Genomic DNA, 23,409 nt, shown 5'->3' with positions numbered 1-23,409 from the left:
TCACCCCTCCCGCTTGCGGGAGGGGCAGGGGGTGGGCTCGCGGTCAGCCACCATCGCCGCGTTCACGATAGTTTCCAGAACACCGTCCATATTCTCCGTCAGGTCATTGTTCCAGAACCGGATAACGCGATAGCCTGCGGCCTCGATCGCTCGAGTCCGTGCTTCATCATGGCCCAAAGCGTCGACATGCTGGTTGCCGTCGAGCTCGACGAACAACCTGTGTGACCGGCAAACGAAATCGGCGAAATATCCAGCGATCGGTATCTGACGGCTGAATTTCAGACCGTTCAACCGCCCGCCTTTAAGCTGCTGCCACAGCATCTGCTCATGCAGCGTCGCGTTGTTGCGCAGGTCACGCGCCCTCGCAGTCGGCCTTCCCAGCCGAAACCGGGGGCCCACCCCTCGATCCCCTCCCGCAAGCGGGGGGGGAGGAAGAAGGGCGTCTTTCTCCATTTACGACAAGGCCGCCTTCACCAGTCCACTCGCCTTGCTCATATCCAGCGTCGTCGCATGGCGCGCCTTAAGCTCCGCCATCACTCGACCCATATCCTTCATGCCGCTGGCACCCAGTTCGGCCTTGATCGCCTCGATCGCCGCGGACGTTTCCGCCTCGCTCATCTGCTGCGGCAGGAACGCCTCGATCACCACGATTTCCGCGGCCTCGGCGTCGGCGAGTTCCTGACGGTTGCCCTTCACGAACATCTCGATCGATTCGCGGCGCTGCTTGACCATCTTCTGCAGCACTTCGACGACCAGCGCGTCGTCGCTGTCGGGCGCCTTGCCGACGCGCGCTTCGATGTCACGATTCTTGATCTGCGACTGGACCAGGCGCAGCGTTGCGGTGCCCGCCTTGTCCCCGCCCTTCATGGCGGTGACGAGCGCGGTCTTGATGTCGTCGCGAATCATTTTAACATCCTTCGAAGGCAATCGTCACCCCTAGCCCAAAGGCCATGTCTTTAACAGATTGACGCATCGGGTCCGCACCTCTAGCTCCCGCCCCTTAGCGACATTGAAACACTTGGAGTGCCCGCCACGATGGCCGACGCCAAACCTATTGCTGTGCCCGAAGGAGCCACGGGGGTCTTGGTCCTCGCGTCCGGGGACGTGGCATGGGGCCGTGGTTTCGGTGCGGAAGGGACCGCGGTCGGCGAAGTCTGCTTCCACACCGCGATGACCGGATATCAGGAGGTGATGACCGATCCCTCCTTTGCCGGGCAGATCATTACCTTCACGTTCCCGCATATCGGCAATGTCGGCGCCAACCCCGAGGACCTCGAGGCGAACGACCCGCATGCGCTCGGCATCATCGTGCGCGAGGATGTGACCGAACCGTCCAATTTCCGCGCGGTCGAGCGGCTCGACAGCTGGATGAAGACGCACGACCGGATCGGCCTCGCCGGGATCGACACCCGCGCGCTGACTCGCCGCATTCGTGCCGGCGGCGCGCCCAACGGCGTGATCGCGCATTCGGCGAGCGGCGAGTTCGATATTCCCAAGCTGCTCGAAATGGCGCGCGGCTGGCCCGGTCTCGAAGGCATGGACCTCGCGATCGAAGTCACGACCCAGACGCATTATGGCTGGGAAGGCGGCATCTGGCGCCTCGGCTTCGGATATGAGGACGGCGGTCTCTCGACTTCGCTCGACACGAGCGGGGCGGGGGAGGCTGACATGCGAAAGCCGTTCGTTTCGAGCGAAGGCTCTCTCGAGCCTGGCCGAGAGATCGAGAAACAGGCCCCAAAGGACCGCCCCCATGTCGTCGCCATAGATTACGGCGCCAAACGCAACATCTACCGCAACCTCGTCGCCGCCGGCGCCAAGGTCAGCGTCCTCCCCGCGACCGCGACCTTCGATCAGGTCATGGCACTCAAGCCCGACGGCATCTTCCTCTCGAACGGTCCCGGCGATCCCGCCGCGACCGGCGAATATGCCGTGCCGGTGATCCGGCAATTGCTCGAAACGCGCATTCCGCTGTTCGGCATCTGCCTCGGCCACCAGCTGCTCGGTCTCGCGGTGGGCGCGGAAACGACCAAGATGTTCCAGGGCCATCGCGGCGCCAACCACCCGGTCAAGCGCCTCAGCGACGGCCCCGATTCTGGGCGAGTCGAGATCACCTCGATGAACCACGGCTTCGCGGTGATCAGCGAGACGCTCCCGGTAACCGCGCGCGAGACGCATGTCTCGCTGTTCGACGGCAGCAATGCCGGCTTTGAACTGACCGACCGCCCCGCATTCAGCGTGCAATATCACCCCGAGGCGAGCCCGGGTCCGCAGGACAGCCTGTATCTGTTCGAGAAGTTCGTTGGGATGCTGGATATAGCCAAATGATGCTTTATCGGGATCTCGAAATACCCGTATCTCCCACCGTCCTTCGCAAGAAGGGTAGGGACTACAAGCGCATTGCCGCAGAGTGCTACGTAGCTCGGGCAGCAAAACTCACGCCGCGTCAGGCCCTGTTTTACCGCAATCTTATGGACATCAGCCAGCAGCTTGAGAGCAATTACATTCCAATCGATTTCTCAGCGCCGACCCAACATGCTCTTTTTCTGGACCGTGGCTGTGTAAATATCGCTGTTAATGCAGGTTTTTTGAAGCCGCTTAAGAATGACAGCGATGGGGTAGTGAGCGAAGTCGAGCTTGCCTGGGACTCCACCGGCGTGTGGGCCACTAAATAGTGCCTAAACGCATCGCCTTTTCTTCCATCCTGATCATCGGCGCGAGCATCGCCCTGGCCGCGAACGCGCCGGCCGGGGACAGCCTCACCCAGGTCGCGGGCTGGAAGCTGGCGGATGTGGGCCACAAGGCGGGCGACGACAGCGACCGGCTGGTGACGATCGAAAAGGTCATCCCCCAGATCGACCTGATCTATCGCCCAAGCGAGAGCAATACGGGCGGCAGCATCCATGCCGAGTTCAAGCCGCTCAAGGGCTGCAAGGGACTGAGCTATAATTCCGGTTTCCAGTTCGACGCCCCCCCGGCCGACCGTGCGGCTGAAGTCCGCGAGCAGTTCGATGAGGCGTTTGCCGATTTCGCCAAGACCTGTCCGATCGATCCGAACGCCGCGACGACGCTGATGGCCGGCTTTGCCGAGGCCTTCGCGGCGGTCGACAAACTGATGACCGATCAGCCCAACGTCTATCCGCCGGAACCGGTCGATAGTGACGTGACGAGCGCGGATCAAAGCAGCACATGATGCCGACACGCACCGCCATCTCTGTCGTCGATTCCAGCCCGATCGGTCAGGCGAGCGCGTTCGATCGTTCGTCCGCGCGGTCGATCAATCGTCCCACGGGTTGATGATGGCCGCGCCTGTCCTCGCCATGTCGGAGACATTCCTGGTCACCAACGGCATTTCCGCCGCGATGGCCTGTGACGCGATCAGCAGGTCGATATCGGCGATGGGTTGGCCGATCGCCTCCAGGCCCGCCTTGGTCTTTCCCCACACCACCGCGGTCGCCATGTCCGGACTGAGGACACGGTCGCCGCATCGCGCAAGAATAGCGTCGAGAAAGCCGATCAGCCGGTCGCGGCGCGCCGGGTCGGGCGCACTGTCGATGCCATATTCGATTTCGGCAAGCACGATGGTCGACAGGAAGCAGCGCGCGCTGTTCTCGGCCAGGAACGCGATCACTTTCGGCTCGGGCCGGCGCCGCGCCAGTTCGATCCAGATATTGGTATCAATCAGCACCGAATATCTCGCGCTGTTCGGTGGCCTTGCCGCTGCGCTCGGGCTGCGGCAGTTCGACGCCGTCCGCGATCGCGATCAGATGGTCGACCCACGCCTCGCCCGACATCGCCCGAATGCGCGCGGCGCGGTCGGCGTCCGTCGGGGCATAAGTCCGCTCGAGCAGCGCCCTGATCTCGGCCTCGATCGAGCGGCCGTTCCTGGCGGCCGTCACGCGGATGCTTTCCTTGACGGCATCATCGACATTTCGAACCGTAATGAAGCCCATCGCCCGTCCTCCCAGCATGAACTGCGTTCAGCGCATACACTGCATACAATGAATGCATTGCAGTCAATGTATGCACCGAATCCAGGCCGGACGATAGCTCAAAGCCTCGGCATTTCTTCACAGCACTTCCCCAATATATTTAGCAACCTATTGAAATCACGCGATAGGACCGGGAATTCGGCCGCCTCCGCTAAAAGATGTGGCACAATCCGGTGTAACATATCTCCCGTCGGTCGTCGGTCTCCGCGCTTCGATGGCGCGATTCACCTTGTGGCGCCTCCCGGCTATGCAAGAACGCTCGATCACCTCGCCCCCCGGCACAAAACAAAGAAACAGACGCGATAATGCCAAAACGCACCGACATCTCCTCCATCCTCGTCATTGGCGCCGGTCCGATCGTGATCGGCCAGGCGTGCGAGTTCGATTATTCGGGCACGCAGGCGATCAAGGCGCTGCGCGAGGAGGGTTATCGCATCATCCTGGTCAATTCGAACCCGGCGACGATCATGACCGATCCCGAGCTCGCCGATGCGACCTATGTCGAGCCGATCACGCCCGAGATCGTCGCCAAGATCATCGCTAAGGAGCGACCGGATGCGGTCCTGCCGACGATGGGCGGGCAGACCGCGCTCAACACCGCGCTGGCGCTGTTCAACGACGGCACGCTGGAAAAATATGGCGTGCAGATGATCGGTGCCGATGCCGAAGCGATCGACAAGGCCGAGGATCGGCAGAAATTCCGCGAGGCGATGGACCGCATCGGTCTTGAAAGCGCGCGCTCGGCGATCGCGCATACGGTCGATGAAGCGCTTGCCGGACTGGAGCGCACCGGCTTGCCGGCGATCATCCGGCCGAGCTTCACCATGGGCGGCTCAGGTGGCGGCATCGCCTATAATCGCGAAGAATTCGAGGAGATCGTCCGCAAGGGTCTTGACGCGTCGCCGACCAACGAGGTGCTGATCGAGGAGTCCCTCCTTGGTTGGAAGGAATATGAGATGGAGGTCGTGCGCGACCGCAACGACAATTGCATCATCATCTGTTCAATCGAGAATATCGACCCGATGGGCGTCCATACCGGCGATTCCATCACCGTCGCGCCGGCGCTGACGCTGACCGACAAGGAATATCAGATCATGCGCAACGCGAGCATCGCGTGCCTGCGTGAGATCGGCGTCGAGACCGGCGGCTCGAACGTGCAGTTCGCGGTCAATCCGAAGGACGGCCGCCTGATCGTGATCGAGATGAACCCGCGCGTGTCGCGCTCGTCCGCGCTTGCCTCCAAGGCGACCGGCTTCCCGATCGCCAAGGTCGCTGCGAAGCTCGCGGTGGGGTACACGCTCGACGAGATCACCAACGACATCACCAGCGCGACCCCGGCATCGTTCGAACCGACGATCGATTATGTCGTGACCAAGATCCCGCGCTTCGCGTTCGAGAAGTTCAAGGGCGCCGAACCGATCCTGTCGACCGCGATGAAATCGGTCGGCGAAGTGATGGCGATCGGCCGCAACATCCATGAATCGATGCAGAAGGCGCTGCGCGGCCTTGAGACGGGCCTGAGCGGCTTCAACATGATCGAGGCGCTGCAGGGCGCGCCACGTGCGGAAATCGAGGCTGCACTGGCGCGGGCAACGCCGGACCGGCTGCTGGTCGCGGCCCAGGCCTTGCGTGAAGGCTTCACCGTTGCCGAGGTCCACGCGATCGCCAAATACGATCCATGGTTCTTGGAACGCATCGCCGAGATCATCGCGGCGGAAAATACGGTCTGCTCGAACGGTCTGCCGCAGGATGCGGCGGGCATGCGCAAGCTCAAATCGATGGGGTTCAGTGACAAGCGCCTTGCTTATCTCGCGCTGCAATCGGCCAATTTGCGCGGCGGCAGCGCGCGTGGCATCGCCCGCGGGTCGGGGCTGATCCATGAAGCTGTCAAGGCGATGACCGGCGGCGTGACCGAGGATGAGGTGCGCAGCCTGCGCCACAAGCTCGGCGTTCGCCCGGTGTTCAAGCGGATCGACACCTGCGCGGCGGAGTTCGACGCCAAGACGCCGTACATGTACTCGACCTACGAAGCGCCGAGCTTTGGCGAGCCGGAGTGCGAAAGCCAGCCGAGCGACCGCAAGAAGATCGTCATCCTCGGCGGCGGGCCGAACCGGATCGGGCAGGGGATCGAGTTCGACTATTGCTGCTGCCACGCCTGCTTCGCACTGGAAGAGGCGGGTTATGAAACGATCATGGTCAACTGCAACCCGGAGACGGTGTCGACCGATTACGACACGTCCGACCGACTGTATTTCGAACCGCTGACCGCCGAGGATGTGCTCGAAATCCTCCATGTCGAGCAGCAGAATGGCGAGCTGGTCGGCGTGATCGTCCAGTTCGGCGGGCAGACGCCGCTCAATCTGGCGCGCGCGCTCGAAGCGGCAGGCATCCCGATCCTCGGGACCAGTCCCGATGCGATCGATCTGGCCGAGGATCGCGAGCGTTTCTCCGCGCTGGTCACCAGGCTCGGCCTGTTGCAGCCCGCCAACGGCATGGCGCGCAGCCGCGACGAGGCGATCGCGGTCGCCGAACGCATCGGCTATCCGGTGCTGATGCGGCCAAGCTATGTGCTTGGCGGGCGGGCGATGGAGATTGTCGATTCGCCCGGGCAGCTCGACGACTATATCCAGACCGCGGTTCAGGTATCGGGCGATTCGCCGGTGCTGATCGACCAGTATCTGCGTGATGCGATCGAGGTCGATGTCGACGCGATTTGCGACGGGACCGACGTGACGGTCGCCGGCGTGCTCCAGCATATCGAGGAGGCCGGGGTCCATTCGGGCGACAGCGCCTGCTCGATTCCGCCCTACAGCCTGTCCGACGCGATCATCGCCGAGATCGAGCGCCAGACCGTCGCGCTGGCGCATGCGCTGTCGGTGGTGGGGCTGATGAACATCCAGTTCGCGGTCAAGGACGGGCTGGTCTATCTGATCGAGGTCAATCCGCGCGCCAGCCGCACGGTGCCGTTCGTCGCCAAGGCGATCGGGGCGCCGGTCGCCAAGATCGCCGCGCGGGTGATGGCGGGGGAGAAGCTTGCCGGCTTGCCGAAGATCGATCGCCACATCGATTATTATGCGGTCAAGGAAGCGGTATTCCCGTTCAATCGTTTCCCCGGGGTCGATCCGGTACTCTCACCGGAAATGAAGTCGACCGGCGAAGTTATGGGAATCGATAGCAATTTCTCGATCGCCTTTGCCAAGGCCGAACTCGGCGCGGGGACCGTGCTGCCGCGTTCGGGCACGGTATTCGTGAGCGTAAAGCCAAGCGACAAATCGGTTATCCTGCCCGGCGCAAAGCAGTTGGCCGAGCTTGGTTTCAAGATCGTCGCGACTGACGGGACTGCCAGTTTCCTCGAAGCGAACGGCGTGCCGGTCGAACGCATCAACAAGGTTGCGCAAGGCCGGCCGCACATCGTCGACCGGATGAAGGACGGCGGGATCGACCTTGTATTCAACACCACCGAGGGCTGGCAGTCGCTGAAAGACTCGCAACCGATCCGCGCCGCGGCGCTGGTGCAGAAGATTCCGCACTTCACCACCGCACCCGCCAGTGTCGAAGCGGCACAGGCGATTGCGGCACTTGCAACGCACGACCTTGAAGTAAGGCCGCTGCAATCCTATTATTCGCACTCGCACAACTAATTCCCCACATGACAACAACGTGCGGGCAGGCCCCTCTAGGGTCGGCCAACGGGGAATTTTTCGAAGACGAAGGACTGTAAGGGATGGCGACCGTCGAAAAAATGCCGATGCTGCAAGAAGGCTATGAGAAGCTCAATGCGGACCTGAAACGGCTCAAGGCGGAACGCCCGCAGATCGTCGATGCGATCGAGGAAGCGCGCGCCCATGGCGACCTTTCCGAAAACGCCGAATATCATGCCGCCAAGGAGCGGCAGGGCCAGATAGAGGCGTCGATCAGCGATATCGAGGACAAATTGTCCCGTGCGCAGGTGATCGATCCGAAGGAATTGTCGGGCGACAAGGTCGTGTTCGGCGCGACCGTCACCCTGCTCGACGAGGACGAGAAGCCGGTAAAATATCAGATCGTCGGCCAGACCGAGGCGGATGCCAAGGGCGGCCGGATTTCGTACAATTCGCCGCTCGGCCGTGGGTTGATCGGCCGCAAGGTTGATGAAGAGGTCGAAGTGACCGTCCCCTCGGGCGACCGCTGGTACGTCGTGTCGAAGATCGAATTCATCTGAACGGGATCGATCTTCCTCGCGGACGCTTCACCGACGCGCTGGTCGCGCTGTCGGTGTTCCTGCTGCTATTGTCCGCGGCCTTGTTCGGTCTGCTTGCGGCGTCGGCGACGTTCGGCTTCAGCCCGCAGCTGTTCCTGGCCGGCGCGTGGCGCGACGATCCGTTCTGGTCGTGGCTGTCACCGCTCGCCTCGGCCTTTCTCGCGCGCGATTTCGTGTCGCCGATCTTCAACCTGATCTTTCTGTTGATCGCCGGTCGTTTCGTCGAAAAGGCGATCCGGCCGGTCGGGCTGGGCATCGTTTTCCTGGCCGGCGCCTATGGTGGGGCGCTCGCGCGGCTGATTCTGACGCCGAACTCGCTGCTGCCCAGCGCCGGGCTGGAACCGGCGTTGTTCGCGGTGCTTGGCGCTTATTTCATGCTTTACGGCGTGCCGCGCGTGATCCCGATCGCGCAGGGGCATAGCCGCTCGATCCAGATCGCGATCCTCGCCGGCGTATGGCTGGCGATCCAGATCATCTTCCAAATCGTCGGGCAGAGTTTCGAGATGTCGGTCTCGATCGTCGAGCCGATCGGTGGGCTGGTCGCTGGCGTCGCGCTGGCCAGGCCATTGCTCGCCTGGCAGTATCGCAAGGCCTGAATCCTCAGGCTGCTGGCGGCGCCAGCAGGTCGGGTTCTAGCAGGCGATGAAGGTGGACCACTACGAACTTCATGCCGGCATCATCGACCGTGCGTTGCGCGGCCGCGCGCCACGCCTTTTCGGCGCTGGCATAGTCCTGAAACATGCCGACGATCTCGATCGAGTCGAGATCGTCGAAGTCGAGAGTGCGCGGGTCGCTGACGCGGCCGCCGAAGACGAGGTGGAGTTTGCTCATATGCGTTTCCCGGGGAAGGAGTCGCGCATGTCCTTAGAGAGTGGTTGCGGCCTGTTGAAGGGTTAATCCTTCTTGGTGGTCTTCGCCGCCGCCGCACCGGCGGTGGCCAGCGCCTTGATCACGCCGCCGAGCAGCTTGCCGGCTTGATCGCGCGCCGCATTTTTGTTCAGGCCGAGCGAATCGAGTTCGGCCTTGCCGGCGTCGCGTGCCGCCTTGGCCGCGGCACCAGTGCTGTCGGCGATGCGCTTGCCCACCGGCGCGAGCAACTGACCCTCGCGCTCGCTGCGTGGCAGCAGCGCACCGAGAACGGCACCCAGCGCGATGCCGCCGGCGAGCACCGCTACGGGATTGGACTGGAGACTGTCGGCCGTGTTGCGCACGGTGTCGATCGCGCTCTTACGGCTTTTCTTCAGCGCCTTGGCCGCCTTGTCATAGGTTTTCTCCATCGCGCTGCGCTTCACGGGCTTTGCGGCATGGCTTGCGGTCGCTTCGGTCATGTCTTGGTCCTCTTGCCACGGGCGCTGGCCCGTTCATTGGTCAAACTCGTTGGTGGGGCAGGGGTTGCATCGCTGCCCGCTTCGGATGAGGCGTCGCCCAGTTCGCTGATCAGCTTCGACAGCGGTTTGCGCGCCAGGAAGATGCCGACCGCCGTCGCTGCGCCGGCAAGGGTCAGCGGATGGCGTTTCGCCGCCTCCAGGCCTTCACGCGCCATTTCCTGGCCGGTTTCCTTTAACTCCTGCATCGCTTCGCGCGCCAGCACCCTGGGGTTGAGCCGTGCCTGCAATTCGACCAGCGTACCGGCGAGCCTCCGACGCGCCTCGATCGAGCACGCCTTGGCGAAGTCGAGATCGGGTTCGTCCGGATTATTCTCCGCGCTCATTCTACATGGTCCTTGATCGCGGTGACCGTGCGAATCTTGTCGATCGCGATCTTGACCAGCACCCCGGCGATCATGAGGCCCGATCCGATGACGATGATGATCGCCCAGGCCGGGCCGATCGCGCGCCACAGGATCAACACCAGCCCCACGAACAGTGCGATAAACGCGCTCTGCGCGACAAGGAAGGCGGTCACGCCAAGCAGAATCGCGGCCTTGGCGTCGCCGATGCGATCGAACAATTGCGCGCGATAAAGCCGGATTTCGGACCTCACAAAGCGCTCGGCATCGTCGATCAACCGCGAGAACAGCGCCGCAATGCTGTGATCGTCGGGCGACGGTTGATCGTCCATATTACCCCCGAACCTGGAACTAGGCTTTGTCGTCGGTCGTGCGATCCGCTGCATCGAGGCCCGACTTGATCAGTCGGACGAGCACGAAGCCGACCGCCGCCGCAGTTCCGATTGCGATCGCCGGGCTTTTCTTCACAAAGCCTCGGGCATCGGAGATCAGGTCGTCGATCCCCTTCGACTTCAGAGATTCGGAAAAGCCCGATACCGCCTCGGCGGCGGAGCGCGCATATTGACCATATTGCGCGCCGAGCTTTTCATCGACCGTGCCGGCCGCATCGTTCATCATCTTCGACAATTCGTCGAGCGCGCCGCCCGCGCGCGCCTTGCCATCCTCGGCATAGCCACGCGCTCTGGTGCCTGCGTCCTTGGTGAACTTCGCTGCGCCGTCCTTCAGCGCCTGGGCCGAAATCGGAATGGCGTCCGTCGCCGGCTTGGCGTTGGCGGGGTTTTCGATGGTGGTGGTATCCAAGGTGGGACCTTTCAGAGGTTTTGCGGGCTTCGGCTTGGGGTTCGGTCTCGCGTCAACCGATGGTGCGCCGTTGAGCGCTTTCCTCGGCGTGGCGCTGGTGGCGGCCTTCTTCACCGGCTTGGCCGGCTTCGGAGCTTTTGGAGCATCTTCGGCCATGTGAACCCTTTCTCGAGTGTCGTTGCAATCAACCGGCAAGACCGGCTTCCGGTTCCATCGGCCACCTGCGAATTGCCGCATGCGCCGTTAGCCGATAGAGGCTCGGCCCGAATTCACCGCAACTTTGGTGCCCGCCCACGATTAGAAGGATCGTTCCGTGACCGCAATCATCGACATTCACGCCCGTCAGATCATCGACAGCCGCGGCAACCCGACGGTCGAAGTCGATGTCATGCTCGAGGACGGCAGCTTCGGCCGCGCGGCGGTGCCCTCGGGCGCGTCGACCGGCGCGCATGAGGCGGTCGAAAAGCGCGACGGCGACAAGAGCCGCTGGCTCGGCAAGGGCGTTCAGGCAGCGGTCGACGCGGTCAATTCAGAGATCGCATCGGTGGTGCTCGGCATCGATGCCGAGGACCAGGCGGATGTCGATCGCGCGATGATCGAACTGGACGGCACGCCCAACAAGGCGCGGCTTGGCGCCAATGCGATCCTCGGCGTCAGCCTCGCGACCGCCAAGGCGGCGGCGGATGCGCGCGGCCTGCCGCTTTATCGCTATGTCGGCGGTGTCGCGGCGCATGTCCTGCCGGTGCCGATGATGAACATCATCAATGGCGGCGAACACGCCGGTAATCCGATTGATTTCCAGGAATTCATGATCGTGCCGGTCGGCGCGGATTCGCTATTCGAAGCGGTGCGTTGTGGTTCGGAGATTTTCCACACGCTGAAGAAAGGCCTGCACGACAAGGGCCTTGCCACTTCTGTTGGCGATGAGGGCGGCTTTGCGCCGAACATCGCCAGCACCAGCGATGCGCTCGATTTCATCATGAAGTCGATCGAGCAGGCAGGCTATACGCCGGGCGACGATGTGATGATCGCGCTCGATTGCGCCGCGACCGAGTTCTTCAAGAACGGCAAGTACGATATCTCGGGCGAGAACAAGATCCTGTCGAGCCACGAGATGGCGGAATATCTCGCCGATCTGACCCGCCGCTACCCTATCTTTTCGATCGAGGACGGCATGGCCGAGGATGATTTCGAAGGCTGGAAAGTGCTCACCGACCTGGTCGGCAAGAAGGTGCAGCTGGTTGGTGACGATCTGTTCGTCACCAACCCGAAGCGTTTGAAGCAGGGAATTGCCGACGGCCTGGCAAATTCGTTGCTGGTCAAGGTCAACCAGATCGGCACGCTGACCGAGACGCTGGAGGCAGTCTCGATGGCCAATCGTGCTGGCTATACCGCGGTGATGTCGCACCGCTCGGGCGAGACCGAGGATTCGACCATCGCGGACCTCGCGGTCGCGACCAATTGCGGACAGATCAAGACTGGCAGCCTCGCGCGCTCCGACCGGTTGGCCAAGTATAACCAGCTGATCCGCATCGAGGAGGAACTGGGCGACGCCGGCCGCTATGCCGGGCGCGACGTGTTGCGCGGCTAGGCAATGAACCAAACATGGTAAATTAAAGCTTGATCGCCGAGTCGCGTGGAGTAAGAATCACGCAATGACAAAGCGTTCTCCCTTACGCCTCATGCTCCGCCGGGCCATTGGCCCGGCGGTTCTATTGATCGTGATGACGGTGTTCGGGATCTACGCTGTGCTCGGCCCCAATGGCGCGCGCGCTTATGGCGATATCAAGCGTCAGTTGGGCAAGCGCGATGTCGAACTCGCCGCGCTCAAGCAAAAGCGGGCTGAGTGGCAGAACCGGGTCAACCTGCTCGACCCGAACAAGGCCGACCCGGACATGGTCGATGAGCTGGTGCGCAAGAAACTGAACGTCGCGCACCCCGACGATATCATCCTGCCGATGGCCCCGTAGCCTTCAGTGTTGGCGACTTTCGCGCAACGGCGCGGTGTTCGAGCGGTCTTGTGTCGCGCCTTCCCCGGCGAAGGCCGGCGCCAAGTCGTGGTGCTGAAATTTCGGGCCACTGCAATTATCGGCTGTAACGCGCGTTTGCATTGACCTTCCATACTGGACCCCGGCTTTCTGCGGGGAAGCGCTTTTGATTCAAGAGATTGAGCGGTCGGCTGGCATCAGCCGACCGCTCGTATCCGTAAGCCGATCAGCTATCGATCAGGCTCGCCTCATGCTGCGTGACCCGCGCCGCGCCTTTCGCCCCGAGAAAGGTCAGCAGGTCGTTGGTGAAGCGGTCGCTCTCGGTCACGGTCAGGCCGTGCGGGGCGCCGTCATATTCGACCAGTTGCGATCCAGCGATACCCTTGGCGGCTTCGCGGCCGGTGGCGTCGATCGGCACGGTCGTGTCGCCAGTACCATGGACGATCAATGTCGGTACGCGGAATGCCGCCAGATCGCCGCGGAAATCGGTATGGCCAAAGGCATTGGCGCATTGCAGCACGCCCCGTAGCCCGGCCTGCATCGCGACGTTTTGCGCCCATTGCAGCTGTTCCGCGCCGACCGGGTGCGAGACGATGCCGACACCGTAGAACTGCTTGAAGAAGCCGGCGAAGAAACCGTAGCGATCCTTTTCGATGCCCTCGCCGATCGCCTGGAGTTGTTCCTCGGCCACGCCGTGCGGGTTGTCGTCAGTCTTGAGCATATAGGGCACCACGGACGAGATCAGGCCGGCGCCGACCACGCCCTTGCCGTCATGGCGGCTCATATAGCGCGCGACCTCTCCGCCCCCCATCGAGAAGCCGATGATCACCGCATCATTGTCCGCGCCGGTTTCCTTCATGACGTCGGCAAGGTCATCGCTCAACGTGTCGTAGTCATAACCGCTCCAGGGTTGACCCGAACGCCCAAAACCGCGCCGGTCATAGGCGATCGCGCGAAAGCCGGATTCGGCCAGGGCCAGCGCCTGCGCGTCCCAGCTGTCGGCCGAGAGCGGCCAGCCATGGATCAGTATGACGGGACGGCCGCTGCCCCAATCCTTGACGTAGAGGTCGGTGCCGTCGCGGGTCTTGATATAGGGCATGGGAGCTCTCCGGGTATGCGGATGGAGCATCCTGAACGAGCCGCTCCACGGGCAGTTCCGCCCGGGCTGGCGCGGCGCGCGCCAACCTGCCAGCATCATAGCCATAAGCGAATCGAGAGGATTTCCATGCGTTTGACATTGCTGGCCGGCATCGCGGTGCTGGCGCTGGTGGCGTGTTCGCCGTCGACGACCGTGACCAACACGACGACCGAGGCGGCACTGCCGACCACCAACTGGGCGGGTTTTCGCGACGCGTTCGTCGAGGGCTGGTTCAAGATCGATCCGGGCAATGCGGTCTATCAGGGGCGGCATGATTTCGATGGCGGGCTGGCCGACTGGAGTGCCGCCGGCCTGAAACGCCAGGGCGATTTCCTGCGCGACGCGATCGTCAAGGCGCGGGCCTTCGACACGGCGAAGATGACCAAGCAGGACGCCTTCGAACGCGACTATCTGGTCGGCGTGGCGGCAGGGAAATTATTCTGGCTGGAGGATGCGGACCAACCGCACACCAATCCGGCCTGGTATGTCGGCGGTGGTCTCGACCCCAATGTCTATATCGCGCGCAACTATGCCGATGCGCCGACACGCATGAAAGCGATGATCAAGTTCCTGCGCCAAATACCTGGAGCGGCGGCCAATATCCGTGCGAACCTGAAGGCGCCGATGCCGCTCAGCTATCTCAACTATGGGGTCGCCGGTTTCAACGGTTTTGCCGGTTATTATACCGATGACGCCAAAAAGGCCTTTGCCGGGGTGCAGAGTCCCGCACTTCAGGACGAGTTCGATCAGGTCGCCGGTGCGGCGTCGAAATCGATGAAGGATCTGGCCGGCTGGCTCGAAGGGCAGAAAGGCAGCGCGACGCAGGACTTCGCACTCGGCGCCGACAAATTCTCGCGCATGGTCAAGATGACCGAAGGCGTCGATGTCCCGCTCGATCGGCTCGAGGCGGCCGGCCGCGCCGACCTCAAGCGCAACCAGGATGCGTTGAAGGCCGCCTGTGCCGAGTTCGCGCCGGATGCGACGATCGTCGCGTGCATGGCGAAGATGAATGCCAACAAGCCCGAAGGCGGGCCGGTCGCCGAGGCGCGCAAGCAAATCCCGCTGCTGAAAGCGTTCGTGATCGAGAAGGACATCGTCTCGATCCCCGACAACGAACAGGCTCTGGTCGAGGAAAGCCCGCCCTATAACCGGCAGAACTCCGCCTATATCGACCCCCCGGGGCCGTTCGAGAAGGGCATTCCGTCGATCTATTATATCTCGCCGCCCGATCCGAGCTGGACCAAGGCCGAGCAGGACGGCTTCGTGCCGGGCAAGATGGATCTGCTCTTCACCTCGGTCCACGAAGTGATGCCGGGCCATTTCCTGCAGTTCCGCCACGCCAATGCCTCGCCGTCACTCTTCGGGCGGCTGTTCGTCGGATATGCCTTTGCCGAGGGGTGGGCGCACTATGCCGAGGAGATGATGTGGGACGCCGGCCTCAATAATGGCCCCGGTCGGAATGGGCCGGAGACGCATGTCGGCCAGCTGTCCAACGCGCTGCTGCGCAATTGCCGCTATCTCTCGGCGATCGGGTTGCATGCGCGCGGCCTGACTCAGGAACAGTCGCGCAAAATGTTCGTCGACGAATGTTATCAGGATGAGGGTAACGCCAAGCAGCAATCGGCCCGCGGCACGTATGACCCGGCCTATCTCAACTACACGATGGGCAAGCTGCTGATCCGCAAGCTACGTGACGATTGGGTCGCGACGCGCGGCGGGCGCAAGGCGTGGAAGGCGTTCCACGACGAGTTCCTGAAATATGGCGGGCCACCGATCCCGCTGGTGCGTCAGGCGATGATGGGCGAGCCGACCGCCAAGGCGGTATTCTGACGCTCGCGGGGGATTGGCGGTTTGCTAAACCGGACCGCCGACGATCGGGCCGCGCATAAATTAGATCGGAGCCTGGCGTCGCGATGACGACGCCAGGCCTCGCGCAGGACCGAATAGGCACCGCTCGTATATCATCGGTGATTGTTTCAGTCCGATGTTGCGAGGATCAATCGCGCCTGATCGGCACGACGCTTGGCGGAAAGCTCAACGCATGTCGCGCGGGCACGCTGTTCGACCTGAGTGAGATAGTGTTGCGCCAGGCCATCTTCCGGATCGGATGTGAGCGACCCGAAATGCTCGTGCCCCGCATCGATCATGCCGAACACGGCGATCAGATACTGGTCGAAGGCCTTTCTGACCGCTTCCATCTGCCCATGTTCGTCCAGCCAGGCGCTGGACATGGCCGATGTCGAAAAGGTCGCGAAACTTTTGCCCGCCAGAATCGAATCCGGAATTTGGTGACTGATCGACGCCGGCGTCAATCCAGCGCCCATCACCCGGTCGACATAGCCCTTGATCATCGCCGGCGGCATGCCGAACCAGATCGGATAGACGAACACGATAGCATCGGCTTCCCGCAAAAGGCCCAGTTCTTGCGCGACGTCCATCGACAACGGGGTGTGATGTTCGGGAAAGCGATTGCCACGCAGGCGCGGATCGAAATCAATCGCATAGAGATCGCGGACCACCGCTTCCTGCCCCGCGTCCCGCACGCTCCTGCAATAGCGGTCGGCGATGGCGTGGTTGAAGCTGCCGGGCACGGGATGGCCGATGACGATGACGTGGCGCGGTGAATGGTCGGCAGTCGACGAGTTGCGATTCATTGTCATTCTCCAGTCATCGGACGGTTGCGGCACGGGCCACCCAGGCTCAGCCGCCCACCGCGAGTTCGGTGGCATGCGGCGGATAGGGCGCGTTGGCCCGATCGATCGGCGTGCCGGCGATGGTACTGGCAAAGCCGTGATTGACGTCGCGGTGATGCGCCTCGTCATCGCGTACCAGCAGCACGACATCGCGTAGCGTCGCGTCGTCGGCCATCTTCCAGTAATGCCGCGCGATCGCCGGTGCCGGCACATTGGGTGACCGGCCCTCGTCGATTTCCTTCAGGTACAGAGTGTAGCTGGTCACCGCCTCTTCCTCGAAATAGCCGACGACGCGGTGCGCGGTCCGTGCGGAAAGCAGGTAGAGGATCGAAAAGCCGATCAGGAACACGCCCTGCACCAGCAGGATCACCGTGCGCTCGAACCAGGTCGGCTTGGCGATCTCGATGAACGTCATCAAATGCATGCGCTCATTCTCCGCTTCTTCCATCAGGGTGCGGATCCAGCCCTGATCGTCGCGCATCCGGCGCAGGCATTTGAGATGAGTGAACATCGCGCCGACCATCCCGGGCACCGCCGCGACGGTTTCCAGCACGATCGCGCGGTGGCCGTAGCGCTTGGCGAAAAACGTGTCGGCGCTGAACCGGAGGAGCTTGGTGAAGCCAAGCGCAAAGCGGTCGGAAAAACCCTTTGGTTCATGATGTACGACGGGCTGCGCCTGGCGTTCGGTGGCGAGCGCCAGGGCGTCGGGCTTGAGGACGGTGTTGACCATGCGAGCTGTCTTTCCACTGTTCGGACGAGGGCATCCCTAGGGTGAGAGCGGCAGTGCGGGCAGCGACGGGAAATACGTAGAGTGTGCCGCCGCCTGCGTAGTTTCCGACGCTGATCGCCGGCGCGCGAGCCGCCTATGGCCGAGGTTCACCCACTATCGACGGGACGCCGATATGACCGACATGATGATGGCCGCGATCGAGTGGCCTGGAAAAAGCGCCGCCGGCCCGCTGTCGCCCGACATGCTGCGGCGGATGCACGGTTATTGGCGCGCAGCGAATTATCTCTCGGTCGGGCAGATATACCTGCGAGCCAACCCGCTGCTCGATCGCCCGCTGGAGATCGGCGATGTGAAGACCCGGCTGCTCGGTCATTGGGGCACGACTCCGGGGCTCAACCTGCTCTACGTCCATCTCAACCGGCTGATTGTCGAACATGATCTCGACATGATCGCGGTCATCGGCCCGGGCCATGGCGGGCCGGGTATCGTCGCGAACACCTATCTCGAGGGGTCGTACACCGAAGTCTATCCCGCGATCGAGCGCAGCCGGGGCGGCATGGATCGGCTGTTCCGGCAATTCTCCTGGCCGGGGGGTATCCCGAGCCACGTCGCCCCGGAAACCCCCGGGTCGATCCATGAAGGCGGCGAACTGGGGTATTCGCTCGCTCATGCGTATGGCGCGGCGTTCGACAATCCGGACCTGATCGTCGCCTGCGTCATCGGCGATGGCGAGGCCGAGACGGGCGCGCTCGCGGCGAGCTGGCACAGCAACAAGTTCCTCAATCCCGCGCGGGACGGCGCGGTGCTGCCGATCCTGCACCTCAACGGCTTCAAGATCGCCAATCCGACCGTGCTTGCGCGCATCGGGCGCGAGGAGTTGACTGAGCTGATGCACGGTTATGGGCACGAACCGTTCTTCGTCGCCGGCGACGATCCGGATATCGTGCACCAGTCGCTCGCGGCGACGCTCGACACGGTGATCGAGCGGATTCGGACGATCCAGGCCGCCGCGCGGGACGGCACGCCGGAAAGCGGACGGCCGCGCTGGCCGATGATCGTGCTCGAAACGCCAAAGGGCTGGACCGGGCCGAAGATCGTTGATGGCAAGCCCGTCGAGGGCACATGGCGCGCGCATCAGGTGCCGATCGCCGACTTCGCCGATCCCGAACATCTCCGCCAGCTCGAGCAATGGCTGCTCAGTTACCGCGCGGAGGAGTTGTTCGATGCCGACGGCAAGTTCCGCGAGGATTATGCTTCGCTAGCGCCGACCGGGCACCGGCGGATGGGGTCGAACCCGCGCGCCAATGGCGGTGCGCTGCTCGTACCGCTGGCGCTGCCCGACTTTCGCGATCAAGCGGTGAGCGTCCCTGTGGCGGGCGGCGTGAAGGCGGCGGCCACCGCGGTGCTGGGCAACTACCTGCGCGACGTCATGGCGCTCAACCTCGACGCCGCGAACTTCCGGCTGTTCGGCCCCGACGAGACCGCGTCGAACCGCTTGCAGGCGGTGTACGGCGTGACCGGCAAGGCGTGGGTGGCGGAAACCGAGGCGGTGGACGAGCATCTCGATCGCGATGGCCGCGTCATGGAGGTGCTCAGCGAGCATCTCTGCCAGGGCTGGCTGGAGGGGTATCTGCTCACCGGGCGGCACGGGTTGTTCTCTTGTTATGAGGCGTTCGTCCACATCGTCGATTCGATGCTCAACCAGCACGCCAAATGGCTGAAGGTTTCGGCGGGAATCCCGTGGCGGCGGCCGATCGCGTCGCTTAACTATCTGCTGACGTCGCATGTCTGGCGCCAGGATCATAACGGGCTGTCGCATCAGGATCCGGGCTTCATCGATCATGTCGCCAACAAGACGGCGGGCGTGGCGCGGATCTATCTGCCGCCCGATGCCAATTGCCTGTTGTCGGTCGCGGACCATTGCCTGCGCAGCCGCAATTACGTGAACGTCATCGTCGCGGGCAAGCAGCCCGAATGGCAATGGCTCGGCATCGACGATGCGGTGCGCCATTGTACCGCAGGCGCCGGCGTGTGGGATTTCGCGAGCGATGCCGGCGAGCCCGATGTGGTGATGGCCTGTGCCGGCGACGTGCCGACGCTGGAGACGATGGCGGCGGTGATGCTCCTGCGCGAAAACATCCCCAATATCCGTATCCGCGTCGTCAACGTGGTCGACCTGATGGTGCTGCAGCCGCAATCCGAACACCCGCACGGACTTGACGATCGCGCGTTCGAGGCGTTGTTCACGGTCGACCGCCCGGTGATCTTCGCGTTTCACGGCTATCCGTCGCTGGTCCACAAGCTGACCTATAAACGGCCCAACCATGCCAATATCCATGTTCGCGGGTTCAAGGAGGAAGGGACCACGACCACGCCGTTCGACATGGTCGTGCTCAACGACCTCGATCGTTATCGGCTGGCGCTCGATGCGGTCGAACGCGTGCCGCGGCTGCGCCACCTGATCCCCAATGCCCGCGCGCAATATTGGACCGCGATCGAACGCCACAAACTGTACATCGCCGAGCATGGCGACGATCTGCCGGAGATCAACGACTGGCGCTGGAAACGATGAAGGTCCTGACGCTGAATGAGGGATCGTCGTCGCTAAAGTTCGGGCTGTATGACGTCGGATCGGGCACGACGAAGCAAGTCGCGGCCGGCGAAGCCGACCCTGCCGACACGACACTCGACACGATCGCCGATGCGCTGGGCGACAATCGGCCGGACGCGGTCGGCCACCGCATCGTGCATGGCGGGCCGGACCTGTTCGCCCCCGTCCTGATCGATGCCGGGATCATCACCCGCCTTGAACGTGCCACCGCCTTCGCGCCGCTGCACGGCCCCGCATCGCTCGCCTTGATCGCGGCCGCGCAGGTACGTTGGCGGGACCGGCCGCATATCGCATGCTTCGACACCGGTTTTCATGCCGGCCTCCCCGATATCGCAGCGACGCTGCCGATGCCCAGGACGCTCCGTGCATCCGGCATCCGTCGCTACGGTTTTCATGGCCTGTCCTGCCAGTCGATCCTCGATCAGCTCGGGGCGGAGCGCCCGGCGCGGCTGATCATCGCGCATCTCGGCAGCGGCGCCAGCGTCACGGCCGTGCGGGATGGCCGATCGATCGACACCAGCATGGGCCTGACCCCGTCGGGCGGGGTCGTAATGGCAACGCGCACCGGCGATCTCGATCCGGGTGTGTTGTTATACCTGATGCGCGAGCAGGGGCTGGATGCGATCGCGCTGGAGGCGCTGATCGATCGCCAATCTGGGATGGGCGGCATATCGGGCATATCCGGCGATATCCGCGAATTGCGCGCGGCGGCGGGCGACGACGCGAAGCTAGCGATCGCCATCTTCTGCCGATCGGTGGCAAAACAGATCGCCGCCATGATGGCGGTGCTCGGCGGGGCGGATATGATCGTCTTCACCGGTGGAATCGGCGAGAATGACGCGGAGGCCCGGGCCGATATCTGCCGCGACCTTGCCTGGGCGGGCGTGCCCGCCGCCAGCGACGCCGATCCCGCGGCGGTCGTCGTGCGCGTGATGCCGGCGCAAGAGGGGCACAGGATCGCGTCCGACGCTCGTGCCGTGCTGCGTGCGGAGGCGCGCCGATCGTCGATTTGATAGGCATTTCCAGGTGTGGAGGTGATACGCGATCGACCGGCGCTGCGCTGCATCGCCTGATATGAGGATTCGCGCGATCCCCCTGAACCCCGGCATCCTGGCGGAGGAGCTCGGTCTGTTGATCGACGGGGCGACCAACTACGCGATCTACATGCTCGATCCACAAGGGCATGTGACGATCTGGAACCGGGGTGCGGAGCGCATCAAGGGCTGGACCCAGGCCGAGATCGTCGGGCGGCATTTCTCCGTCTTCTATCAACTGCGGGATATCGCGGCAGACAAACCCGCAGCCGATCTGGCGCGCGCCGCTGCCGAGGGCAGGCTGGAGGAGGAAAGTTGGCGTGTGCGCCGCGACGGCTCGGAATTCTTCGCCAGCGTAACGATGACGGCATTGTATGACGAGGCAGGAGCGTTGCGCGGGTTCGGCAAGGTCGTGCGCGACATTACCGAACAGAAGTCGGCGGAGGCCGAACTGGCACGGCGTGAAGAGCATCTGCGCTCCATCCTGGAAACCGTGCCCGACGCGATGATCATCATCGACGAAGCCGGCACCATATCCTCGTTCAGCGCGGCGGCGGAGCGCCTGTTCGGCCATGTCGAAGCGGATGTGATCGGTCGCAACGTATCGGTGCTGATGCCCGAACCGGATCGTGGCCGGCATGACGGCTATCTCGCCGATTACATGGGCGGCGGGGAACGCAAGGTGATTGGGCGCGTGCGATTGGTCACCGGCCTGCGCCGCAACGGCGAGATATTCCCGCTCGAACTCGCGGTCGGCGAGGCATTGGTTGGTGACCGGCGCATCTTCACCGGCTTCATCCGCGACCTTACCGAGCGGCGGCGCACCGAACTTCGTTTGCACGACCTGCAATCCGAACTGATCCACGTCTCGCGGCTGAGCGCGATGGGCACGATGGCCTCCACGCTGGCGCACGAACTTAACCAGCCATTGACCGCCGTCACCAACTATCTCGAAGGGGCACGCGGCCTGCTCGATGATCCGACGCCCAAAACATTGGCGCTCGCACGTGAGGTGATGGAGGATGCGACGGCGCAGTCGATCCGCGCTGGCCATATTATCCGCCGGTTGCGCGATTTCGTCGCTCATGGCGCGGTCAGCCAGCGGTCGGAGCCGCTGAACCTGATGGTCGAGGAAGCCGCGCAGCTTGCGCTGATCGGCGCGCGCGCCGCCGGAATCCGGGTGGTGACGGAATATTCCAACGCGGATACGATGGTCCGGGCCGACCGCGTCCAGATCCAGCAGGTGCTGGTCAACCTCATCCGTAATGCGATCCAGGCGATGGCGGACAGCCCACGCCGTATCCTGACGATCGCGACGCGTGCCGCCGACGATTATATGCAGGTGACGATCGCCGACACCGGCGGCGGTATCGCGCCCGGCGTCGCCGATCGGCTGTTCCAGGCATTTGCCTCGAGCAAGCCGGAGGGCATGGGGTTGGGCCTGTCGATCTGCCGCACGATCGTCGAAGCGCATGGCGGCGTGATCTGGGCGAATGCGCTGCCGGACGACGGCACCGAATTCCACTTCACGCTCCTGCGCGCGGATCTGGAGGATATCGATGGCGGATGAGCGCCTTATCCATCTGATCGACGACGAAGACGCCATTCGCCGTTCCGCCAGTTTCCTGCTGCGCATGAGCGGGTTCCGGGTCGAAACCTATGCATCCGGCGTCGCTTTCCTCGCGGTTGCCGCCATGGTTGAGCCGGGCTGCGTGCTGCTCGACATCCGCATGCCCGAACTCGACGGGCTGGAGGTGCAACGATTGCTCGGCGAGCGTGGCATCGCCCTGCCGATCGTGATGCTGACCGGCCATGGCGACATTGCCCTGTCGGTGCGGGCGATCAAGGCCGGCGCGGTCGACTTTCTCGAAAAGCCGTTCGAGAAGGCCACCTTGCTGCGTGCCGTGGAGGAAGCATTCGAGCGGCTCGGCGCCGCACAGACCGGGCAGATGGATGCCGCCGCGGCCACCCTGCGCCTCGCTGTACTGACGCCGCGCGAGCGTGAGGTGCTTGACGGTATGGTGCGCGGACAGGCGAACAAGATCACCGCTTACAAGCTCGGCATCGCCACCCGTACCGTGGAAGTCCATCGATCGAACCTGACGCACAAGCTCGGTGTACGCAGCATTTCCGACGTGTTGCGCATAGCGTTCATCGCTGGTTTCGGCGGGCCACCGACCGGCGACTAGACGAGCGCTTGGTTTGGCGCCTCCGCGTTTTCGCGCAGTTTGGCTAATTGCGAACGATAAAGATCGGCCAATCCTTCATGCGACGCGCGACCGCATTCGCCCGAAGAATGTTCGGCCTGACGTAGCGTCCTGGCAAGGCGGGTTTCGAGATAGACGATTTCATTATGACGCTTCGGCATGGCGACCTCCTCATCGTTGAGCGGTGATGAGGCTCTAACCGGTTTTGTTTCGCGCTGGCCGGGTCGGAATCTACTTAGGGCTCCCCGC

26 protein-coding genes are annotated in these 23,409 nt (G+C 63.2%); 13 read left to right on the top strand and 13 right to left on the bottom strand.

The window, feature by feature from the left end; all coding sequences use genetic code 11:
- Positions 1 to 453, bottom strand: a complete 453-nt coding sequence (locus tag ACVWZA_RS15585; RefSeq protein ID WP_457312169.1) for an endonuclease domain-containing protein — start codon at positions 451 to 453, stop codon at positions 1 to 3.
- The gene (locus ACVWZA_RS15580; protein ID WP_457312168.1) at positions 454 to 906 is read right to left on the bottom strand and encodes a GatB/YqeY domain-containing protein; all 453 of its coding nucleotides are present in this window, start codon (positions 904 to 906) and stop codon (positions 454 to 456) included. It abuts the gene before it with no gap.
- Between the two features lie 129 nt (positions 907 to 1,035).
- Here ACVWZA_RS15580 and carA point away from each other — a divergent pair, with 129 nt between their 5' ends.
- The 3 genes from carA to ACVWZA_RS15565 are packed head-to-tail and all read left to right on the top strand — an operon-like array spanning position 1,036 to position 3,190.
- Positions 1,036 to 2,325 (top strand): glutamine-hydrolyzing carbamoyl-phosphate synthase small subunit, encoded by a 1,290-nt coding sequence (gene carA / locus ACVWZA_RS15575; RefSeq protein ID WP_457312167.1) that lies wholly within the window; start codon positions 1,036 to 1,038, stop codon positions 2,323 to 2,325.
- Positions 2,322 to 2,672 carry a hypothetical protein gene (locus tag ACVWZA_RS15570; protein ID WP_457312166.1) on the top strand — a complete coding sequence of 117 codons (351 nt, stop codon included), beginning with the start codon at positions 2,322 to 2,324 and terminating at the stop codon, positions 2,670 to 2,672. The genes carA and ACVWZA_RS15570 overlap by 4 nt, the downstream gene beginning before the upstream one ends.
- The gene (locus tag ACVWZA_RS15565) at positions 2,672 to 3,190 is read left to right on the top strand and encodes a hypothetical protein (protein ID WP_457312165.1); all 519 of its coding nucleotides are present in this window, start codon (positions 2,672 to 2,674) and stop codon (positions 3,188 to 3,190) included. The genes ACVWZA_RS15570 and ACVWZA_RS15565 overlap by 1 nt, the downstream gene beginning before the upstream one ends.
- Before the next feature lie 84 nt (positions 3,191 to 3,274).
- Here ACVWZA_RS15565 and ACVWZA_RS15560 read toward each other — a convergent pair whose 3' ends face one another.
- Both ACVWZA_RS15560 and ACVWZA_RS15555 read right to left on the bottom strand, forming a co-directional pair.
- Positions 3,275 to 3,685, bottom strand: a complete 411-nt coding sequence (locus ACVWZA_RS15560; protein ID WP_457312164.1) for a PIN domain-containing protein — start codon at positions 3,683 to 3,685, stop codon at positions 3,275 to 3,277.
- On the bottom strand, positions 3,675 to 3,950 hold the full coding sequence (locus tag ACVWZA_RS15555) for a FitA-like ribbon-helix-helix domain-containing protein (RefSeq protein WP_183113147.1): 276 nt from the start codon (positions 3,948 to 3,950) through the stop codon (positions 3,675 to 3,677). Before ACVWZA_RS15555 ends, ACVWZA_RS15560 begins: the two co-directional genes overlap by 11 nt.
- A gap of 344 nt (positions 3,951 to 4,294) precedes the next feature.
- On the opposite strand from ACVWZA_RS15555, the gene carB reads away from it, so the two are divergent.
- The 3 genes from carB to ACVWZA_RS15540 all read left to right on the top strand — a co-directional run bounded on the left by carB (position 4,295) and on the right by ACVWZA_RS15540 (position 8,825).
- A complete protein-coding gene (carB, locus tag ACVWZA_RS15550) occupies positions 4,295 to 7,630 on the top strand; it encodes a carbamoyl-phosphate synthase large subunit (protein WP_457312163.1) in 3,336 nt (1,111 codons plus the stop codon).
- An 83-nt stretch (positions 7,631 to 7,713) separates the two neighbouring features.
- Positions 7,714 to 8,190, top strand: coding sequence for a transcription elongation factor GreA (gene greA, locus ACVWZA_RS15545; RefSeq protein ID WP_034161200.1), 477 nt, complete (start codon positions 7,714 to 7,716; stop codon positions 8,188 to 8,190).
- 53 nt (positions 8,191 to 8,243) lie between these two features.
- Positions 8,244 to 8,825 carry a rhomboid family intramembrane serine protease gene (locus ACVWZA_RS15540; protein WP_457312162.1) on the top strand — a complete coding sequence of 194 codons (582 nt, stop codon included), beginning with the start codon at positions 8,244 to 8,246 and terminating at the stop codon, positions 8,823 to 8,825.
- A gap of 4 nt (positions 8,826 to 8,829) precedes the next feature.
- Here ACVWZA_RS15540 and ACVWZA_RS15535 read toward each other — a convergent pair whose 3' ends face one another.
- The 5 genes from ACVWZA_RS15535 to ACVWZA_RS15515 all read right to left on the bottom strand — a co-directional run bounded on the left by ACVWZA_RS15535 (position 8,830) and on the right by ACVWZA_RS15515 (position 10,759).
- The gene (locus tag ACVWZA_RS15535; RefSeq protein WP_457312161.1) at positions 8,830 to 9,060 is read right to left on the bottom strand and encodes a DUF4170 domain-containing protein; all 231 of its coding nucleotides are present in this window, start codon (positions 9,058 to 9,060) and stop codon (positions 8,830 to 8,832) included.
- Between the two features lie 62 nt (positions 9,061 to 9,122).
- Positions 9,123 to 9,557 carry a hypothetical protein gene (locus ACVWZA_RS15530; RefSeq protein WP_457312160.1) on the bottom strand — a complete coding sequence of 145 codons (435 nt, stop codon included), beginning with the start codon at positions 9,555 to 9,557 and terminating at the stop codon, positions 9,123 to 9,125.
- Complete coding sequence (locus ACVWZA_RS15525; RefSeq protein ID WP_457312159.1) at positions 9,554 to 9,940, bottom strand: DUF3618 domain-containing protein; 387 nt, start codon at positions 9,938 to 9,940, stop codon at positions 9,554 to 9,556. The genes ACVWZA_RS15530 and ACVWZA_RS15525 overlap by 4 nt, the downstream gene beginning before the upstream one ends.
- Positions 9,937 to 10,290: a phage holin family protein gene (locus ACVWZA_RS15520; protein WP_457312158.1), complete on the bottom strand. Its 354-nt coding sequence runs from the start codon at positions 10,288 to 10,290 to the stop codon at positions 9,937 to 9,939. The genes ACVWZA_RS15525 and ACVWZA_RS15520 overlap by 4 nt, the downstream gene beginning before the upstream one ends.
- 19 nt (positions 10,291 to 10,309) lie before the next feature.
- Positions 10,310 to 10,759, bottom strand: coding sequence for a hypothetical protein (locus tag ACVWZA_RS15515; protein WP_457312157.1), 450 nt, complete (start codon positions 10,757 to 10,759; stop codon positions 10,310 to 10,312).
- A gap of 313 nt (positions 10,760 to 11,072) precedes the next feature.
- Here ACVWZA_RS15515 and eno point away from each other — a divergent pair, with 313 nt between their 5' ends.
- A complete protein-coding gene (gene eno / locus ACVWZA_RS15510; RefSeq protein ID WP_457312156.1) occupies positions 11,073 to 12,350 on the top strand; it encodes a phosphopyruvate hydratase in 1,278 nt (425 codons plus the stop codon).
- A 64-nt stretch (positions 12,351 to 12,414) separates the two neighbouring features.
- Positions 12,415 to 12,729 carry an FtsB family cell division protein gene (locus ACVWZA_RS15505; protein ID WP_457312155.1) on the top strand — a complete coding sequence of 105 codons (315 nt, stop codon included), beginning with the start codon at positions 12,415 to 12,417 and terminating at the stop codon, positions 12,727 to 12,729.
- Positions 12,730 to 12,973: 244 nt separating this feature from the next.
- Here ACVWZA_RS15505 and ACVWZA_RS15500 read toward each other — a convergent pair whose 3' ends face one another.
- Positions 12,974 to 13,846 carry an alpha/beta fold hydrolase gene (locus ACVWZA_RS15500; protein WP_457312154.1) on the bottom strand — a complete coding sequence of 291 codons (873 nt, stop codon included), beginning with the start codon at positions 13,844 to 13,846 and terminating at the stop codon, positions 12,974 to 12,976.
- Positions 13,847 to 13,972: 126 nt separating this feature from the next.
- Here ACVWZA_RS15500 and ACVWZA_RS15495 point away from each other — a divergent pair, with 126 nt between their 5' ends.
- The gene (locus ACVWZA_RS15495) at positions 13,973 to 15,715 is read left to right on the top strand and encodes a DUF885 domain-containing protein (RefSeq protein WP_457312153.1); all 1,743 of its coding nucleotides are present in this window, start codon (positions 13,973 to 13,975) and stop codon (positions 15,713 to 15,715) included.
- A gap of 146 nt (positions 15,716 to 15,861) precedes the next feature.
- On the opposite strand, the gene ACVWZA_RS15490 is transcribed toward ACVWZA_RS15495, so the two are convergent.
- Together ACVWZA_RS15490 and ACVWZA_RS15485 are read right to left on the bottom strand one after the other, a co-directional pair.
- Positions 15,862 to 16,539 carry an NAD(P)H-dependent oxidoreductase gene (locus tag ACVWZA_RS15490; RefSeq protein WP_457312152.1) on the bottom strand — a complete coding sequence of 226 codons (678 nt, stop codon included), beginning with the start codon at positions 16,537 to 16,539 and terminating at the stop codon, positions 15,862 to 15,864.
- Positions 16,540 to 16,585: 46 nt separating this feature from the next.
- Positions 16,586 to 17,308, bottom strand: a complete 723-nt coding sequence (locus ACVWZA_RS15485; protein ID WP_457312151.1) for an alternative oxidase — start codon at positions 17,306 to 17,308, stop codon at positions 16,586 to 16,588.
- Between the two features lie 172 nt (positions 17,309 to 17,480).
- Here ACVWZA_RS15485 and ACVWZA_RS15480 point away from each other — a divergent pair, with 172 nt between their 5' ends.
- The 4 genes from ACVWZA_RS15480 (at position 17,481) to ACVWZA_RS15465 (ending at position 23,142) form a co-directional block, all read left to right on the top strand.
- Positions 17,481 to 19,880 carry a phosphoketolase family protein gene (locus ACVWZA_RS15480; protein ID WP_457312150.1) on the top strand — a complete coding sequence of 800 codons (2,400 nt, stop codon included), beginning with the start codon at positions 17,481 to 17,483 and terminating at the stop codon, positions 19,878 to 19,880.
- A complete protein-coding gene (locus tag ACVWZA_RS15475; protein WP_457312149.1) occupies positions 19,877 to 20,932 on the top strand; it encodes an acetate/propionate family kinase in 1,056 nt (351 codons plus the stop codon). Before ACVWZA_RS15480 ends, ACVWZA_RS15475 begins: the two co-directional genes overlap by 4 nt.
- 61 nt (positions 20,933 to 20,993) lie before the next feature.
- Entirely contained in the window at positions 20,994 to 22,523 is a 1,530-nt protein-coding gene (locus ACVWZA_RS15470; protein ID WP_457312148.1) for a PAS domain-containing sensor histidine kinase, read from the top strand.
- On the top strand, positions 22,513 to 23,142 hold the full coding sequence (locus ACVWZA_RS15465) for a response regulator transcription factor (RefSeq protein ID WP_457312147.1): 630 nt from the start codon (positions 22,513 to 22,515) through the stop codon (positions 23,140 to 23,142). The genes ACVWZA_RS15470 and ACVWZA_RS15465 overlap by 11 nt, the downstream gene beginning before the upstream one ends.
- On the opposite strand, the gene ACVWZA_RS15460 is transcribed toward ACVWZA_RS15465, so the two are convergent.
- The gene (locus tag ACVWZA_RS15460; protein WP_457312146.1) at positions 23,139 to 23,321 is read right to left on the bottom strand and encodes a hypothetical protein; all 183 of its coding nucleotides are present in this window, start codon (positions 23,319 to 23,321) and stop codon (positions 23,139 to 23,141) included. The two genes, ACVWZA_RS15465 and ACVWZA_RS15460, sit on opposite strands and share 4 nt — an antisense overlap.
- Between the last annotated feature and the right edge of the window lie 88 nt (positions 23,322 to 23,409).

The sequence above is a fragment of the Sphingomonas sp. UYAg733 genome (genome assembly GCF_054057355.1).
This window is presented reverse-complemented; position numbering and strand designations above follow the sequence as displayed.